The following is a 17131-nucleotide window of genomic DNA, read 5'->3' on the forward strand; positions in this document are numbered from 1 at the left end:
AGCCGTGGAGGCCTCTGGCATTCCCCACAGAAATCTGGCTCTTCAAGCTCAGGGCAAGGTGATAGTCAGGTTGGCTGCCCGCGGGGCAAGTTTGACGATATCGGCATAGCCGGCCAGCTGATTTTCGGTGCCCTTGGTCAGGGTCCAGTTCAGTCCTATGTAGGCAAACATAGCGGTCAATGCAAATAGGGAAGCGACTACCCACAACGGCACATCGTTGCGCAACTTGTTGACGATGGCATCAGGTCGCTCGCCATTCGGTGCGAACCCGGCAGTCTTGCCCTTCAGGTGAGCAATCTCATCGCCCAGTCGAGCAGTCAGGTAATTGAGTTTTTCCGGCCCTTCCAGCGCATATTTTCCCTGGAATCCCAGCAGCAGGCACATATGAAAGACTTCCAATGGCTGGAGTCGGGCGGTACCGCGAACGCGCAGATCTTCTAGCCGATTGAAGAAATTTTCACCTGCCAATTGATCACCAAACATCGCCAACTGAAGGGGGCGGCGTTGCCACGTATCGCGGATGCTGAAATTAGAGCGCAGGACAATCTCATCCACGGAAGCACAGAAGGCATATTTGGCTGCGTGGACATCCTCGGGCGACACTTCCAGTTTCTTGGCGCCGCGTTCGACATCTCCCAGAAACTTTCGTATTTTTGCCATGAATGACACCTCGTCCACCGGCGTGCCACCGTTCTTGAGCATGAACAACGCATAAAAGCCGTCGTACATCAGGTCCAAGAGCGAACTGGCGTTAATCGGCGCGCCGGCTTCATAAGTGGGCAAAGAATCCGCAGGATCCAGCAGGGAAGGGATGGTTGTCGTGTTCATTGGGTCACCGCCAGAAGTTCAATATTGAGGTCACGAATGCCCGATGGCACATAGATGCAGATCGACTGTGCCTGAAGCATGCGCTCGTACATCGCACCCTTGCTCTCGAGCGTGAAGTAATAGGTGTCGGGCCGAACCGGTAGTGCAGCTGGCACCTGGGGCGAGTGCACAAGCTTGACGCCGGGCAGCGCCGCCAGCACGAATTTTTCAACATCGTCAGGTGCGCCGATCTTGAAGCGCAACGGCACGATATCGACCAGTTCGATTGCCGGCAGGTCTGCATGGACCGCGAGGTAGAAGTTGGTCTTCTCGTCGATCTTGCCTGAGTCCAGCATGCCCATATGGTAGGACGGCTTGCTCTCGTTCAAGGCAATCGCAAAATAGCGAGAAGAGATCACGGTATCGAGTAACTCGCGAATGATCGCGTCCAGCTTTGCGAAAGCCGGCCCCGGATCGCGGTGATCGTAAGGGGGGAGGTCGGACAGGGCCAGGCTGCGCGAGAAGGTCATGAGCGATCCGGCCAGTGACAATAACTGTTCAAAAAGGCGCTCCGGGTGATGCATCGGATGATTCAGGTAGTGCGACAGATTGGCATAAGCGGTACTGGCGGTATGCAACAACCAGAACGATGTGATGTCGCCAGAACGGAATTCGACCACACTCTTGCTAGGCTCGCGATGATGCCCGTACAGGGCGCTGACCTTGGCTTGCAGCGCGTCCATGAGGCGACGCAGGCGCTGGAACAGCAAGGTAGACGCATGCACTGACAGGCTGGGCGGAACGAAGTCGGGGTCCAACTCGAAGCCAGGCCCGCTCGCGCGACGCAGGCGCGCCACAGGAATGCAGACCAATGAATCTCGGGGCTCGTTTTCTGACACCAGGCGTACTGCCTTTTTCAGGTAGCTTACTTCTGCTTTGGCAGCTTGCGTGAACAGGTCCGGCGTCTGGACGCCATCCTGAATAAAGCGGGTGGATTGCTGATTTCCGGTGCCAACGGAGAAATTGCTACCGAAGCTTTTCAGCATCGGTAACCCCGCATAAAAGGTGATGGAGTTTTGGGACAGCGGAATTTCTGTCAGTTCGATGGGGGCCGGGAGGTCATCCCCGTCTGGCGCCCTGAAGATTTCTCCGTCGTGGAAGATTGCCGACAGCTCCAGCAGACGAAGGGTACTGTTGTTAAGTGCATCTCCATCGATCTTCAGGGATAAAACACCCCAGCAATAGGGATTGAGAGCGAGCGCAGTCTGATGCAGACGCGTTTCATGGTAATGATCCTGACGCTGAAAGTGCTGAGGTCGAAGGAAAAGGCCCTCGCCCCAGAGTACCTTGTTGGGATGGTTCAATTGGTTAGCTCCGTAATTGATGATTGTCGCATCGTGATCTGCAGTTAAGAGATTGTTGATTTCTAATGACACTCGACTGGCGCGAGCATCAGGTTCCTGTCCATTGGCTTACCCAGGGTATCCACGGCAATAGCCCCCGTACCTACGGTGACCGAACAGGATTGCAAGCCTGCCGTAATGCCGTTCTTTTCGGATTCGTCGGCCCTGAAGGTGGCCCGCCAACGTTGCTGATCTGGATTGATGAACAGCGCCACCAGACCGATATATCCCGCCTCGTAGCTCACCTTTTCATCGACTTCGTAGCGTTGTCCTGGCACTAGCGTTACTTCCTTTACCTCCAGCAGATCGGCTCCCAGAACTTCCTTCTCCTTTTGTGGATTCAGAAAGGCGTCATATGACGCCTGCTGGAAACTAACGTTCTGTTTTAGCTTATAAATTCTGACTACCAACGCCAGTGGACGCTGCTGCGAATCCATGTTGAGCGCCTTGGATGCATGCAGCTTGATGAGTACCTTGCGTGGCTGCTTCATCGCGTCCGGAATTTCAGGTGCGTCAGGCTTCTTCAGACCCAGCGCCTCCAGTGTCGACTTGGCAACCTGGCCCACCTTGGATGCCGCTCCCACTGCGGCGCAGCCGGTGATGCAAGAGATGAACAATCCCAGCGCCACGGCATTTCTCTGTCGTTTATTCAACTTTATCCCGCATGTTTTATCTGGTTTCTGATTGGCTCGAATTTCCCGCGTGCCGAAAAAATTTTAGGAAGCGTTCACATATGGAGTAGCTCCATTTTGTAAAAGGGGTCTATGGGATACATTCGAATGATCCTCAGTTGCCTTACTTAAAAACTAAGTCTTAGCAGCAAGCCGATGGCGGAAATTGAAACGTGGCGTGACTGAAGAGCAGGAATGAATGAAGCGCCAATTTTCACCAGAAATTCATCGCCGCGTTTCATTCGAAGTTTAAAAGTCGTGACAAGCCGAATATCTTCCGGTCCTCTCCATCCGAATGCATGTGAGAGGCCGGGTAGGTTCTCCAGAATTGAAAATCTAAGGATTGGATCCCCATGCATGCAAGAAAGAGACGAATAGATCTGTTGATTCCAGCTCTGCTGACGCTGGCATTGATGATGGCGGGGTGCGCCAACAGCGACTCCAAGCAGGGGACGGAGGCAGAAGCCAAGAGCAGCCTGGAAAGCAGCGTGGAAAAGGTTGAGGCGGCACTGGTCGAGGGTCGGACCGATGATGCCGTGAAGATGCTAAGAACCCTGGCGTCGCGTTTCCCTGCAGACAAGACGCCCTGGTTGCGCATTGCGCAGATTCGTTTCGATGCAGGTGACTACAGCGACGCCATCATCAACGCTCAGGAGGCAATAAAGCGTGACCCTTCCGAAAAGGGGGCCAACAGCATCCTGACCCTTTCCAGCCTACGCCTAGCTACCAAGTCGCTCGCGGACTTGCGCTCGCAGAATGCACTCAATGGATCCATCAAGAGCGACGCCCAGGATCTGACCAGGACGCTGCGCGAGATCACGGGGGAGGCGCCGGTATCGGTGCCGGGGAAGCCGGCCGCAGCGGCGCCTGCGCGCGGCAAGATGGTTCGCAAGACGGCGCCGGCACCTGCCAGCGACGTCGGCAGCGGAAGCGGACCCAATCCGTTCATCAACCTGAAGTGAGAGGTCAGGCGGGAACAGGTTGAGCGTCCCCCATCGATCAGTAGCCTCAGAAAATGAGGCGCGTGGACCAAATCAGAAACGGAGAAGAAATGTCGAAAAAGGAAAGTATTCAGAAGAAGCTGCAAAGGGTGCGACCTCCGCGTGTGCAGATGACATATGACGTCGAAATTGGCGACGCCATCGAGAAGAAAGAGCTTGCCTTCGTCACTGGGGTGGTCGGCGACTTCAGTGGCAATTCGGAAGTGCCCCAGCCTCGACTGAAAGACCGCAAGTTCGTCAACATCGATTCGGATAATTTCGATGAGGTGATGAAGGGTCTGGAGCCGCGCGCTGTCTATCGTGTCGCTAACGAACTCTCCGACGCCAGTGGGGAATTTGCCGTGGAACTGAAGTTCCGTTCGATGGAGGACTTTCGGCCTGAATCGGTGGTACAGCAGGTTGAACCCCTGCGCAAGCTGCTTGAGGCTCGTACCAAACTGGCGGATCTACGTAACAAGATCGCTGGTAACGACAAGCTGGAAGACATCCTCAACGATGTGCTCAGCAGTACCGAAAAGCTCGCAGAGTTCAGCAAGCAAACCACCAAATAATCGAGATCTGCATGTCTGCTCAAATCAATAACGAAGTCGCTCAAGGCGCTTTGCCCACCGTCGCCGGCGGTACCCTGCTGGATGATATCGTCGAACAAAGCAAGGTGGCGAAATCCGCTTCCGAGCACGATCGTGCCAAAGACCTAATCGCTGAACTGGTCAGTCAGGTGATGGAAGGTACCGTGGTCGTATCGCCGAATCTCTCCGTCACCCTGGATGCGCGTATCGCGGAAGTGGATCGACTGATCTCCAATCAGGTAAGTGCCATCATGCATGCGCCGGAATTCCAGAAACTGGAAGGAAGCTGGACCGGCCTGAATTACCTGGTGCGTAACACGACTGTGGGAGAGGGGCAGAAGATCAAGCTCCTTAACGCAACCAAGAAGGAACTGGTCAAGGATTTCAATTCGGCGCTGGAGTTCGATCAGAGCGCGATGTTCAAGAAGGTCTACGAGGAAGAATTTGGTACCTTTGGCGGAGCGCCTTTTGGCTCCCTGATCGGTGATTTCGAGATCACCCGTCAGCCGGAAGACATGTACTTCATCGAGCAGATGTCGCGTATCGCAGCAGCATCTCATGCACCTTTCATTACGGCAGCCTCGCCCGAGTTATTCGGTCTTGAAAGCTATGCCGACATGGGTAAGCCCCGTGATCTGTCCAAGGTGTTCGACACCATCGAGTATGCGAAGTGGAAGTCCTTCCGCGAATCCGAGGACTCACGCTATGTTGGACTGACGCTACCGCGCTTCCTTGGACGCCTGCCGTTCAATCCAAAGGACGGAACGACGGTAGAGGGCTTCAATTTCGTCGAGGATGTCGATGGCACCGACCATTCCAAATATCTGTGGTGCAACGCTGCCTACGCGTTCGGAACCAAGCTCACCAAGGCGTTCGAGGACTTCGGCTGGTGCGCCGCCATTCGCGGTGTGGAGGGTGGTGGCCTGGTCGAGGACCTGCCGACGCACACCTTCAAGACCGATGAAGGAGAGGTGGCATTGAAGTGTCCGACCGAGATCGCGATCACTGACCGCCGCGAGAAAGAGCTTTCCGATCTTGGGTTCATTTCGTTGGTCCACTGCAAGAACTCTGATTATGCGGCTTTTTTTGGCGCCCAGTCCGCGCAGAAACCCAAGAAGTACAACACGGACGCAGCGAACGCCAATGCCGTTCTATCCTCGCAACTGCAATATATCTTCGCAGTTTCCCGCATCGCTCACTACATGAAATCGATGATGCGCGACAAGATCGGTAGCTTCGCTGCCGCCTCAAATGTCGAAGACTTTCTCAACCGCTGGATCGCGCAATACGTGCTGTTGGATGACAACGCCACGCAAGAGGCCAAAGCGCAATTCCCGCTGCGCGAAGCTTCGGTACAGGTGTCGGAAGTGCCGGGACGACCGGGTGTTTATCGCGCCGTGTCGTTCTTGCGTCCGCATTTTCAGTTACGCTTCAAACGTGGCAGAGGCGCCCAGTGGCGGCTCATTTCCCATCTCTCGCTCAATCATCTCTCCTTGATGCAGGGCGGGCTGGAAGCTTTTCAGGAAATGTTGATGCTCTATGACCAATCCAATTCACCTATTTCACAACGCCAGATCAGCGCCATTTCAGCGATTGAACACAAGGCTGCCGCGGCGTGGCTGCCAGGTAATCCGTTTGCAAGCCTGGTGCGCGGTATCGAGATCAGGTTGACGGTGGATGAGGATGGCTTCGTCGGTAGCGGCTTACATGCATTTGCAGGCCTCATCGATCGCTTCATGGGGCTATATGTCCAGGCCAACAGCTTTTCCCAATTGACCGTGCTGTCAAAAAGAACAGGGGAGGAATTGCTGAGATGCAGCCCACGCAGCGGAGATTTGAACCTAGCGTGATCGAGAGGATATTCTCCACTCCTCATCGCTTTCAGTTTTTTCAGGCAGTGCGCATGATCGAACTCTGGTTCAAGCGCAATGGCGTGCCACATGAACGAGCAGTATGCGACTTCCTGCGGTTCGCCAATCGTACCTTGCTCGCGTTTCCTGCCAGTGAGATAGAGCATATCGAGACCTATCCGCCACGAAATGGCGTACCGTGCTCGGCGGATGAATTGAGGAAGTCCTTTCTCAATGGCGAGCTGAAGTATGTCCAGATCACGCCGACATTCATGGGTTTCCTGGGCGGTAATGGGTCTCTGCCAGCACATTACACGGAACGCGTCGCACGACATCTGCTGGAGCAGCGCGACGAAGGACCGCGCGCCTTTCTCGATACGTTTTCCTCGCGATCACTAGCCTTGTTCTATCAGGCGTGGTGCAAGTACCGGATGGCCTTCCAGTACGAGGCCGGGCGCCGCGATACCTTCCTGCCATTATTGCTGTCGGTGGCCGGGCTGGGCTTCCGCTCACTGCACCATCGGCTGTATGGCAGCGATGGTAAAGGGGTGCGAGACGAATCGTTGGCGCACTTCGCTGGGGCCCTGCGGCATCGTCCGGCGTCGGCGTTCTATATGCAGCGGGTACTGGCCGACTATTTCTCGGTTCCTTTGGAAGTCATGCAATTTGCGGGAGACTGGTACCACGTTCCGCGAGAGCACCAGACCATCCTCGGATCGACCAACTCCTTGCTCGGCAAGGCAATGGCAGGCGAGCGGGTCTGGCAACGCGACTTGCGCATGAGGCTGTCTATCGGACCGTTACAGATAGAGAAATTTGAACAGTTCCTACCCGGAGGCGGGGGCGCGCTGGCGCTGTCACGGCTGCTTGGTCTGTTTACCGGCGCTGCGCTGGAATACGAGATCCAACTGATCCTGCTTGCGCGGGATGTACGTGGCGTCACCCTAGGTAGCACTGGTAATGGCGGTCGTCTAGGCTGGGATGCATTCATTTCCACAGAACCGGAAACACAGGATCGCGCCGATATCCAGTACGAGGTCACCTTGCATTGACCGTGTGGGTGAGAAGAAAAAATTCAGGCCGCACCGCGGTCAACATGACAAGGAAAAAGCAGAATGGGCATCAATCTGAAATCGCTGATCGGCAAACTGAACGAAACCAGCCGCATGGCTACTGAGCGTGCTGCCACGCTGAGCATGTCACGCGGGCAGTACGAAGTCGACCTAGAGCACTTGTTCCTCGCCTTGCTGGAACAGCCGCAATCCGACTTCAGTCTGATTGCTCGCAACAGCGGGGTCAGTAGCGATAGCCTGCAGACTGATCTTGAGCATGAGATCACCAGCTTCAAGAACGGCAATACGCGCACGCCAGTCCTTTCCCCTCACTTGCAGACCCTGTTCGAGCATGGGTGGCTGATCGCCTCGCTGGAAGGCAGTAATCCGCAGATCCGCAGCGGACATCTCTTGCTTGCCCTGCTGACCCATAGCGAGCTATCACAGCTAGCCTATCGAGGCTCCCGGCTGTTCGGCCATTTCAAGGTTGAACAGATCAAGCATGACCTGCGCAAGCTGACGGTGGGGTCGGTTGAGTCTACTGTAGGTATTGAGTACAGCGCAGCGCCTGAAGATAGTGGACTCTCACAGGGTGATCCTGTCGGTGAAATGCAGGTGGGCTCCAGTGGAAAGACGGCAGTACTCGATCAATACACCATCAATCTGACGCAGCTTGCGCGTCTTGGGAATATTGATCCGGTGGTGGGGCGAGATGCCGAGATCCGGCAGGTTGTCGACATCCTGCTACGTCGCAGACAGAACAATCCGATTCTCACAGGGGAAGCCGGTGTCGGCAAGACCGCGGTGGTCGAGGGGTTGGCCCTGAGCATTGTCCATGGCGACGTACCGCAGGCTCTTCAAGGTGTTGAGATCCACACTCTGGACATGGGCTTGCTGCAGGCCGGCGCCAGCGTCAAAGGCGAATTCGAAAGCCGTCTCAAGAACGTGATCGATGCAGTAAAGAGAAGCCCGCATCCCATTATTCTCTTTATCGACGAGGCCCATACCATGATCGGTGCTGGTGGGCAGGCTGGCCAGAACGATGCCGCCAATCTCCTCAAGCCGGCCCTGGCACGTGGCGAGTTGCGTACCATCGCCGCGACGACCTGGAGTGAGTACAAGAAGTATTTCGAGAAGGACGCCGCCCTGGCGCGACGCTTCCAGGTGATCAAGGTCGAAGAGCCCAATGAGGAAACAGCCTGTGCCATGCTGCGGGCGATGGTGCCCTTGATGGAGAAGCATTTCGGCGTACGCATTTATGACGAGGCAGTCAAGGAGGCCGTGCGACTTTCTCACCGGTACATCACCGGTCGGCAACTCCCGGACAAGGCGGTGAGCGTGCTTGATACGGCCTGTGCAAGGGTTGCGCTGGGACAGAACGCCACGCCGCCATTGCTGGGGGGGATGAGGCGACGACTGGAAGAGATCGACGCCGAAGTGCTCGCCCTGGAACGCGAGGCGGCCATTAATATGGCCCATGAGGCGAGATTGACCCAGTTGAATCGACAGCGGGTGGAAACGCTGGCCCATCTGGAGGTGTTGAAGGCCCGTTGGCAGCGGGAACGTGAGCTCAATGAACGCATACAGAGTCTTCGCGCCACGGTGGAGACGCAGACGCAGGCAGATAGTCCGGACCAGGATCCTACCCAGGCGCGCACCGAGCTGCGACGGTTAATGGATGAACTCAGGCTGTATCAGGGTGAGACTCCGCTGCTGCCCGTGCAGGTCGACGGCCAGGTCGTGGCGGAGATCGTCGCCGGCTGGACTGGCATCCCGCTGGGCAAGATGGTCAAGGACGAGATCAAGACGGTACTCGGTCTGGATACCTTGCTTCAGGAGCGTGTGCTCGGTCAGCGACACGCGACGGATGCCGTTGCTCAGCGGGTGCGCACCTCTCGGGCCAATCTGGATGATCCTGGCAAGCCGAAGGGCGTCTTTCTCTTTGTTGGTCCTTCCGGGGTAGGCAAGACCGAGACCGCTCTCACGCTGGCCGACGTGCTGTATGGCGGTGAGCGCAAGCTCATCACCATCAACATGAGCGAGTATCAGGAGGCGCATACGGTCTCGGGACTCAAGGGCTCGCCTCCCGGCTATGTGGGTTACGGCGAGGGTGGCGTGCTGACCGAAGCGGTACGTCGCAACCCTTACAGCGTGGTCTTGCTTGATGAAGTGGAGAAGGCCCATCCGGACGTGCTGGAACTTTTCTTCCAGGTCTTCGATAAGGGTGTACTGGACGACGGTGAGGGGCGTCAGATCGACTTCAGGAACTGCATCATCATTCTGACCAGCAATGTCGCCTCTGCGCAGATGATGCAGGCTTGCCTGAACAAGGTCAGCGACGAGCTGCCCACTCCTGATGAACTTGACGCCCTGATCCGGCCGCAGTTGGTCAGGGCCTTCAAGCCAGCCTTCCTCGGGCGGCTGAAGGTGATTCCGTATTACCCGATCGCTGATGACATATTGGTGAAGATCATCGAGCTCAAGCTCTCGCGCATCGCCAAGCGCATTGAAGCGAATCACAAGGCCGAATTCATCTACGACAAGACCCTGGTGGATGCCGTGCTGGCCCGTTGTACGGAGGTCGATTCCGGCGCGCGCAATGTGGACAATATCCTTAACGGCTGCCTGCTGCCCGAGATCGCTGGAAGCGTGCTGGCACGCATGGCCGAAGCGCAGGGTATCAGTCGTATCAAGGTATCGGCCAGCAAGAAAGGCGTTTTCAAGTACGTCATCCAGTAAGCGCTACGGGACACGCACCAGCGCGGTTCAGGCGTCCCCGATCAGAAACCAAGCAGATACCGACCATCAACCTGGCCCTCATGAAAATGCCGATTCTCAACTCCTTAGGGGGAGACACCCCTGCCACTGTCGCCATCGTCCATTTGCTCAAGCCCATTAATGACAAGCAACCAGGTGGGGAGGACCTTTCCTTCAGTGCCGATCTGGACGTCATCGTTGAGGCGCGGCGCTTCGATGATCCCACCCTTGACCAAGGTGAATGGGTTACCGATATCAAGGAAGCCGACTGGGTGTTTGTCGAACAGCGATGCGCGCAGTTGGTCGAAACGCGCAGCAAGGATATGCGTCTGGTAGTTTGGTACTGCGAGGCGGCTTGCAAGACGCGGGCAATGCGTGGACTGGGTGATGGTTTCCTTCTGCTGGCCGGTCTGTTCGACCAGTACTGGGATCATCTCTATCCTCCCTCGGAGGATGGAGATCATGACCTGCGCATCGGTAACCTGACGTGGCTCATCTCGCGTACGGTCCAGATGGCACGCGAGATCCCGCTGACGGAGGGTCGGGGAACAGCTTTTTCCCTGCTGGACTTCGAAGCAGCACGCTCTCGCGCCGCCAACGCGGAACGGGTTGCAACAGAGGGCGGAAGGCCGGAAGAGGGCGTCAAGCTGGCTACGATGGATGCCGCTCGTAAGCGCAGTTCGCATGCATTCTACGAAGCCATGATGGCCGATGGCCTGTATTGTCTGCAATCTCTTGCTCAGCTGGAGAAGTCTGTGGATGAGCGCCTGGGCCTGGATGGTCCCGGCTTTTCAGCGGCGCGCGAGGCATTGAATCTTGTACATGAGACCCTGGTCCGCTTTGCTGCCGACACCGGTCTGCGCTCCGCGGTATCCAGTGAGACGCGACTGAAGGACGAAGCCGGCACGCCGATGCTTGCGTCACGACAGGAAACTAACGTCCATGCCAATGCGCAGCCGGGCCACAGTGGTCCCCTACGCAACCGGGCAGAGGCGATTGCGCAGTTGCGTGCCGTAGCGGAATTTTTTCGGCGCACGGAACCTCACAGTCCCGTCACGCATCTAGCCGACAAGGCGGCACAGTGGGGAGAGATGCCCCTGCATGCGTGGCTCAAGACCGTCATCAAGGACAATGCGGCGCTGTCACATGTGGAAGAACTGCTGGGACTGCAGGCGCCCCCGGCCGAATGATTTGTGCGTCACGGGTAGCGGCGAAATGAATAGCGGAACTGGTTCACCAGTTCCGCTTTTTTACGGTCACCGAGAGCTGCGCTACTTTGCAATACGGAATTCGATGCGGCGATTCCTGGCGCGACCTTCGGCGGTGAGATTGGACGCGACCGGGCGATCCGGACCTTGTCCCGATGTGCTCAGCAGCCGTTCGTCCACGCCCTTGCCGCTGAGGTAACTCTTGACAGTCTCTGCGCGCGCCATCGAGAGCGATATGTTGCTGGCGCGCAGGCCTTCGTTGTCGGTATTTCCGACAATTTCTACTCGGCGTCCCTTGAGCGTGAGCAGCGTGGCAGCGATCTCATCCAGAATGCGCTTGCCTTCTGGCGTCAAGGCAGCCTGCCCGCTTTCGAAGGACACCACGCGATTGCCCAGGGATGTATCCAATACCCCCTGTTCGGAGACCGGCACGCGTAGCGCGTTATTGATCGTATAGGTCGAGTTGAGGCTGGTGGTCATGGCGCTGGCGATATTCTGGCGCTGGGCTTCGTTGACGACTTCGCCGGAAATGCTCACCGTAGTGCCGTCGATCTTCAGTTGCCCCCGACTGACCGACGTGAGATTGAAGGAAATCAGTCGTTGTACGTGAGTGTTCCAGTTGGCCGGCAATACGACCTGTCCGATGGCGATCTGGTCTACCACGCGTTCCGCACCGTAGATTTCCCGCAGCCGTGCCAGGGCTGCGGACTTGCTGGCCTCATCCGGGACCGTGCCGGTGACCAGAACCTGCCCGGGAGCGGGTGTGGCAACCGGTGGCGCGATGTTCTGTGCGTGACCCCAACCGGTGATCAGGAGTGCTGCCCCCAGCAGCGCGATGCGTGGGGCGAATTGCGGAAGAGAAGTTTTCATGATTCAGGCACCAATGAAGGCTTGATGGAAAGAGCCCATGACCGACTTCAACGACAGGTCGGGATGAGTCAGGTAGCTGGACAGTTTCTGGATGCCGGGGCCGCTGTACACATGCTCTTCGACCCAGTCTGCCTTGTCGAAGGCAATGTTGTGCTCCGCGCCTGACCCGCTGTCGATGACCGCGTGCAGTGTGCGCGGGGAGGCTCCGGAAAATCCCAGAAACATGCATGGTTTCCCACGCAGACTGGTCTGAAATAGCAGCAATTCGAAATCGGCGCGCGACAGAAAGGGTGTCAGCAGATGCATCCAGAAACTGGTCACCAGACCACGATAGAGCGGGTCGTGCGGTAGTGGCAGGATGAGGCTCTTGTCCAGGCGGCTTGAAGTACTCGTCATCACAGGATGTAACAGCAGACCCAGAGCCAGGAGCAGGTGGCGCAGGTCGCCCTGGAATCCTGCGTGCTGCAACAGTTGCCCCAGCGACGCCAAGGTCTGTAGTTCCAGGAAATCCGTAAAGATGGCGCTATACCCGGTGCGGTCGATATCCAGCTCAAGTTCGGCCGCAGTAAGCGCCTGCAGCGGTGGGCCCGGGTCGGACGCATCCAGTACGTCGTCGGTCAGCATTTCCAGGCGTGACCAGAGCCGTGACAGGATCATCGCACTGTGATTGACGAAGGCAATCGGGTCGTCCACATCGAAGGTACTCATCGAGATAAACGGGAAGCGACGTTGCGACTGGTCCCCGCTGGCGCGCAGGTGGCCGGCGACGGCCCTGCGACTGCGTGGCCCCATGACGACGAAATGCAGTGGCTTGAGCGCGTCATAGATATCCTTCCAGCGTGGATCGTTGGAAAGCAGCTCCATGGCTTGCGCCAGCCAGTTGTCGAGGAGCGTGATCAGTGCGGCATTGTCGGTGGCCTTGATGAAGTCTCCGCGCGCAGGAATCTTGCCGAAATAGCCGACCCGGATCGGTGTGCTGGTGCGGCTCATTATTTCATCCCCATGTCGATCTGCGAACGCTGCAGGAGTGTCGCCGGATCGCCCGTCATTGCGCCGGCCTGCTTGACCGGTGAGGAGGCAGAGGTCGCGCCGGAGTGAACGTCGGAACTGGATGGCGCGCTACCGACGATGATTTCCGGTGGTTTCAAACCACGCAGCGCTGCTGTTCCACGGGCAGCTCCATTGCCGCTGCCGGTGACCGCCGCGCTGCTGATGATCTTCAGATTGACCGCGACCGTCACTCCTTCACTGGTCCACGACAATTCAAAGATCCCGTTGTCCCTGCGCTTGCGCTGTGCGCTGTTGATCAGCCGTTCCAGCCCGAAGCGGCCAGGCTGATTCGCCAGTTCCACCGTACGGCCGTCATAGGTGACGGCCGTCACGCGTGCGCCGGGCGCGCCTTGCGGATTGGGCCAGATGAAGTTGGTCCATTGCGACTGGGTATTGCGGTAGCGCAGTTGCTGACCGTCGATCTCGATGGAGTATTCCAGCGCACCCGGCGCCGGTTGCGCCTGGATCTGGAACACCGTCTGGCCGTCGCCGGCACCGCCAGCAGCGCCCCCGCCGCCGGCGCTACCTGAGGTATTGATCCAGTCGGCGAAGCTGCCTGTGATGGCCGGCGAGAGGTTGATGCCCATGTCAGCCCACCTGCGTGGGGACAAGGCGTCGCCGCGTCGTACCACCAAGGGGCCCATTGCCGTGTTCACGAACTTTGCGATCGCGCCGTTCTCACCGAAGACCGTACCGATCTCGCCGCTATTGGCCTCGATCTTGGATGCGGGGGAGAACGGATACTTGGCGGCCAGATTGTTCTGGAACGGTTCGTAGACCTGGGCACGCCAGATCTTGTTGACTTCTCCTTCGGTCGGAAGGATCAGCGCGTTGAAGCCCTGGATCAACGGGCGGACCAACAGGGGGCGCAGCACGACCTTCTGCTGGTCGTTCAGGCCGGGCAGCATTTCTTCATCAACAAACTTGAGCGAATCGGACAGCTCGGAACCTGTACCTTCCAGCGTCTGCTGCATCAGTTGCTTGGCCCCCGGGCCAGTATCACCCTGGTTCTTGATGGTATTGAGGCGGGTGCGCAGCTTGGAAAGGTTCTCCATGTAGCCGCTCATGTATGAGCCTCCCTTGTCCTTGCTGGCCACCAGGCGCGCCACCCCGGCAAATTCCTGGCCGACTGCCCCCATTGCGCCTGTGCCGTCACCATTGAGCTGGTTCGGCGTCGGCACGGCGATCGGCGTCGGTGAGCGACGCAGGATGTTTTCCTTGATCCACCCCGTCAAACCATTGCTGACGGTGGCCACGCCTGCCGACACCATGGAAGGGTTATCCCAGGAGGTTTCCTCGTAGACGGTTTTGATCACCTTGTTGATCGGTGAGGTGACGGGGTCACCAAGGCGGTTCATGGCGTTGGTGGCGTCGTCCATGTTGCGCAGTTCTAGAATGCTCACGCCTTGCAGGAATTTCTGCCATTCACGCGCATACTCGGCCTTGTACTGCGTTACCAGGGCTTTCTGGATCTGTTCGGGACTGCCTTCCAATGTCAGGTCGTCCTTGGAGGATGTCTTCAATACCCAGTCGGCACTTTGCAATTCCCGGTTGGCGGCATCCTTGAACGCATCGCCGACGAATTTGCTCCAGGCGTCGCGGGTAAAGGTGCCGGGGACTGCGTAGCTGCCCATGACCAGCTCTCTGTCCTTGTCGCCCACGATACGCGCCACCGTCACAGAGGCGAAGCGGGTGGCGGCTCGGGCCTTCACGTCCGCGTAGACACGCTCGCGCGCCGGCATGCCGCGCACCACGCGACGCAGGTTTTCTCTCGTCTGGTCGACCAGGGTGAGCTTGTTTTCGACCGTCGGCCAAGAAGGATCGTTGATCTGCTCCAGCGAGAAACTGATCAGCCGTTCGGCATTGCGTATCATCTGCTCGCGCGGCATTGTCCCGCGATTGGCCTCCAGCCAGCCACGCCAGAAACGGGTGATCTGGTCGCTCAGGTGGCCGGATTCCGCACGTGGCTTGTCGGCCAGCATCAGATAAGTCTTCAGGGCGTTGTAGGCATCCTCCACGTTGGTGGCCGAGCTATCCTTGTAGGTGCGCAACGCCGGGGCGGACTGTGCGCTGGCGTCCGCGACTGCAGTCACGGCGCTTGCCTGCGCCGGACGCGACATGGGCTCCAGCTTTCCGGCATTGGCATTCACCTCCATCAGGTAGGTTTCGACGTTGGAAGCGACCGGCTTGAGCATGATCTCCCTGATGCCGGCGAAATACTCTTCGCGTAGCTTGCGCTCCAGCAGATCGCCCTGGTATAGCCCCAATCCGACCGAAATCGGACGGCTACTGCGGTAATGTTCAAGCTGTTCGATGCGATCCTGCAGCAGTTCCAGTGCCTCGAAGCGTGACTGCAGGTCAAGCCGGTTGTCCTGGAGCTTGATGGCCTTGTCCATATCGGCCTGGACATTGATGAGCAGTTGTCGATTGCCCATATACGACCAGCTCCAGCCACCCAGCAGGGCACCCAGCAGGGTGACGGCACCGAAGAAGGTCACATAGCGCAGCCGGATCTTGTTGCGGCTGGTGTACTGCGACACCAGCTGCTTGTCAGCAAAGATCACCTGCTTGAACAGGTTATGAAGGAAGAAGCCATGCTTGGAGATGATCGCGCGCTCCGGCTTCTTCTCCAGCGTCAGTCCGAAACGTTCCGCGATGCGTTCGGATGAGGAGCTTACCGTCTCCCCTTCCTGCAGGGCACTGGTGAAGTAGAAGCCACGGAAGACCGGTTTGAACTGGAAAGGATTGTCTTCGAACAGTGTCGAGACGAAGGACCGCAGCGTACCCTTGATGGCAGAGAATTCCAGCGGGAACGTCAATACGCCAGGCGCCAGATTTTCACCGCGCCTGACGGACATGTTGGCCAGGCTCATTTCCTTGAGTTCGGCATACAGTTCATCAAAGCGCTCCGAGAAGAAGCTGGTGACATCCTGGCCGCCGCGCTGACGGTCATAGGTGAGGGTGGCGCCCCACACCCGATCACGCTCGCTGCGTTCGGTATCGAGGAAGAATTCATTGAATCCAGTGATCAGGTCGGCCTTGGTGAAGACCACGTAGACCGGGGCAAAGACTTCCAGCTTCTCGGTCAGTTCCTGCACGCGCTGGCGTAGGTTCTTGGCCAGCGTGACCGAGAACTGCGGGTCATTGCCGGTCAGATCGGCGATGCTGACGGCGATGATGATCCCATTGATCGGGGCCTGCTTGCGATGCTGCTTGAGCAAACCAAGGAAACTGAACCACTCCTTGCGGTCATCGTCGTAGACCGCGTAGCGGCCGGCCGTGTCCAGCAGGATGCCATCGGTAGTAAAGAACCAGTCGCAATTACGCGTCCCGCCTACGCCCTGAACAATTTTCCCGGCCGTGTCGGCAAACGGGAACTGGAGACCGGAGTTGGCGATGGCCGTACTCTTGCCGGCCGCCGGATTGCCGATCACCATGTACCAGGGCAGTTCGTATAGCGCCGCCGTACCCGATTTCTGGCCCAGCTTGGAAGTCTTGATGGTATTGATGGCCTCCAGCATGCGCTGGCGCAGGGCCGCGACATCGTCGCGCTGAACCTCGTCGCTGCTGGCGGGAGGTGACTGGGTCGCCTGCTTCTCCAGCGCGTCCTCCAGCTTGTTTGCCGCACGACGCGCCTTTGCCCGTTTGAGCAGCCAGAAGGCCAGCCATACCAGCAGGCACACGCCGAGGATGAGAAGAACCCAGGCCAGATCAATCTCCAACTGCTCGGCGGCTAGGAGGAGAAAGACGGCGAAGGCGACGAACCCGAGTATGAAGAGGGTGCGTTTATCGGTGAGGAAATGCCAGATTCGTTTCATGATGTTGGGAATTTCTGCTAGAGGTTTTTTGTCATGTGATCGCAGCGTTGAGCATCATCGGCTCGGCCCTCGTGG

The 17131-nt window shown here is 57.8% G+C and carries 12 protein-coding genes; 6 read left to right on the forward strand and 6 right to left on the reverse strand.

Annotated elements, in window-relative coordinates; genetic code table 11:
• Nucleotides 1-48: 48 nt before the first annotated feature.
• The 3 genes from icmH to tssJ all read right to left on the reverse strand — a co-directional run bounded on the left by icmH (nt 49) and on the right by tssJ (nt 2863).
• A complete protein-coding gene (gene icmH / locus ACEOAC_RS04125) occupies nt 49-828 on the reverse strand; it encodes a type IVB secretion system protein IcmH/DotU (RefSeq protein WP_241813547.1) in 780 nt (259 codons plus the stop codon).
• Entirely contained in the window at nt 825-2171 is a 1347-nt protein-coding gene (tssK, locus tag ACEOAC_RS04130; protein ID WP_413443716.1) for a type VI secretion system baseplate subunit TssK, read from the reverse strand. The genes icmH and tssK overlap by 4 nt, the downstream gene beginning before the upstream one ends.
• Nucleotides 2172-2233: 62 nt before the next feature.
• The gene (tssJ, locus tag ACEOAC_RS04135; protein ID WP_413628703.1) at nt 2234-2863 is read right to left on the reverse strand and encodes a type VI secretion system lipoprotein TssJ; all 630 of its coding nucleotides are present in this window, start codon (nt 2861-2863) and stop codon (nt 2234-2236) included.
• Nucleotides 2864-3234: 371 nt separating this feature from the next.
• On the opposite strand from tssJ, the gene ACEOAC_RS04140 reads away from it, so the two are divergent.
• From ACEOAC_RS04140 to tssA, 6 genes are all read left to right on the forward strand, one after another.
• Complete coding sequence (locus ACEOAC_RS04140; RefSeq protein WP_413443718.1) at nt 3235-3843, forward strand: hypothetical protein; 609 nt, start codon at nt 3235-3237, stop codon at nt 3841-3843.
• Nucleotides 3844-3932: 89 nt separating this feature from the next.
• A complete protein-coding gene (tssB, locus tag ACEOAC_RS04145; protein ID WP_413443719.1) occupies nt 3933-4433 on the forward strand; it encodes a type VI secretion system contractile sheath small subunit in 501 nt (166 codons plus the stop codon).
• Between the two features lie 11 nt (nt 4434-4444).
• Nucleotides 4445-6301, forward strand: a complete 1857-nt coding sequence (tssC, locus tag ACEOAC_RS04150) for a type VI secretion system contractile sheath large subunit (protein ID WP_413443720.1) — start codon at nt 4445-4447, stop codon at nt 6299-6301.
• Complete coding sequence (gene tssG, locus ACEOAC_RS04155; protein ID WP_413443721.1) at nt 6265-7353, forward strand: type VI secretion system baseplate subunit TssG; 1089 nt, start codon at nt 6265-6267, stop codon at nt 7351-7353. Before tssC ends, tssG begins: the two co-directional genes overlap by 37 nt.
• 63 nt (nt 7354-7416) lie before the next feature.
• Complete coding sequence (gene tssH, locus ACEOAC_RS04160) at nt 7417-10092, forward strand: type VI secretion system ATPase TssH (RefSeq protein ID WP_413443722.1); 2676 nt, start codon at nt 7417-7419, stop codon at nt 10090-10092.
• Nucleotides 10093-10172: 80 nt separating this feature from the next.
• Entirely contained in the window at nt 10173-11300 is a 1128-nt protein-coding gene (tssA, locus tag ACEOAC_RS04165; RefSeq protein WP_413443723.1) for a type VI secretion system protein TssA, read from the forward strand.
• Between the two features lie 81 nt (nt 11301-11381).
• Here the strand turns inward: tssA and ACEOAC_RS04170 are convergent, their stop codons facing one another.
• From ACEOAC_RS04170 to tssM, 3 genes are read right to left on the reverse strand one after another with little or no spacing between them, the layout of a single operon-like run.
• Nucleotides 11382-12188: an OmpA family protein gene (locus ACEOAC_RS04170; protein WP_413443724.1), complete on the reverse strand. Its 807-nt coding sequence runs from the start codon at nt 12186-12188 to the stop codon at nt 11382-11384.
• A 3-nt stretch (nt 12189-12191) separates the two neighbouring features.
• A complete protein-coding gene (gene tagF / locus ACEOAC_RS04175; RefSeq protein ID WP_006461632.1) occupies nt 12192-13178 on the reverse strand; it encodes a type VI secretion system-associated protein TagF in 987 nt (328 codons plus the stop codon).
• Nucleotides 13178-17056: a type VI secretion system membrane subunit TssM gene (tssM, locus tag ACEOAC_RS04180; RefSeq protein ID WP_413443725.1), complete on the reverse strand. Its 3879-nt coding sequence runs from the start codon at nt 17054-17056 to the stop codon at nt 13178-13180. The genes tagF and tssM overlap by 1 nt, the downstream gene beginning before the upstream one ends.
• Nucleotides 17057-17131 lie beyond the last annotated feature (75 nt).

The sequence above is a fragment of the Herbaspirillum frisingense genome, assembly GCF_047325095.1.
Classification (GTDB): Bacteria; Pseudomonadota; Gammaproteobacteria; order Burkholderiales; family Burkholderiaceae_D; genus Herbaspirillum; species Herbaspirillum frisingense.

Bases quoted from the DNA above. Each gene is read 5' to 3' on its own strand.
- icmH (WP_241813547.1), bottom strand. From the start codon at position 828: ATGAACACGACAACCATCCCTTCCCTGCTGGATCCTGCGGATTCTTTG.
- ACEOAC_RS04140 (WP_413443718.1), top strand. From the start codon at position 3,235: ATGCATGCAAGAAAGAGACGAATAGATCTGTTGATTCCAGCTCTGCTG.
- tssB (WP_413443719.1), top strand. From the start codon at position 3,933: ATGTCGAAAAAGGAAAGTATTCAGAAGAAGCTGCAAAGGGTGCGACCT.
- tssC (WP_413443720.1), top strand. From the start codon at position 4,445: ATGTCTGCTCAAATCAATAACGAAGTCGCTCAAGGCGCTTTGCCCACC.
- tssG (WP_413443721.1), top strand. From the start codon at position 6,265: ATGCAGCCCACGCAGCGGAGATTTGAACCTAGCGTGATCGAGAGGATA.
- tssH (WP_413443722.1), top strand. From the start codon at position 7,417: ATGGGCATCAATCTGAAATCGCTGATCGGCAAACTGAACGAAACCAGC.
- tssA (WP_413443723.1), top strand. From the start codon at position 10,173: ATGAAAATGCCGATTCTCAACTCCTTAGGGGGAGACACCCCTGCCACT.
- ACEOAC_RS04170 (WP_413443724.1), bottom strand. From the start codon at position 12,188: ATGAAAACTTCTCTTCCGCAATTCGCCCCACGCATCGCGCTGCTGGGG.
- tagF (WP_006461632.1), bottom strand. From the start codon at position 13,178: ATGAGCCGCACCAGCACACCGATCCGGGTCGGCTATTTCGGCAAGATT.
- tssM (WP_413443725.1), bottom strand. From the start codon at position 17,056: ATGAAACGAATCTGGCATTTCCTCACCGATAAACGCACCCTCTTCATA.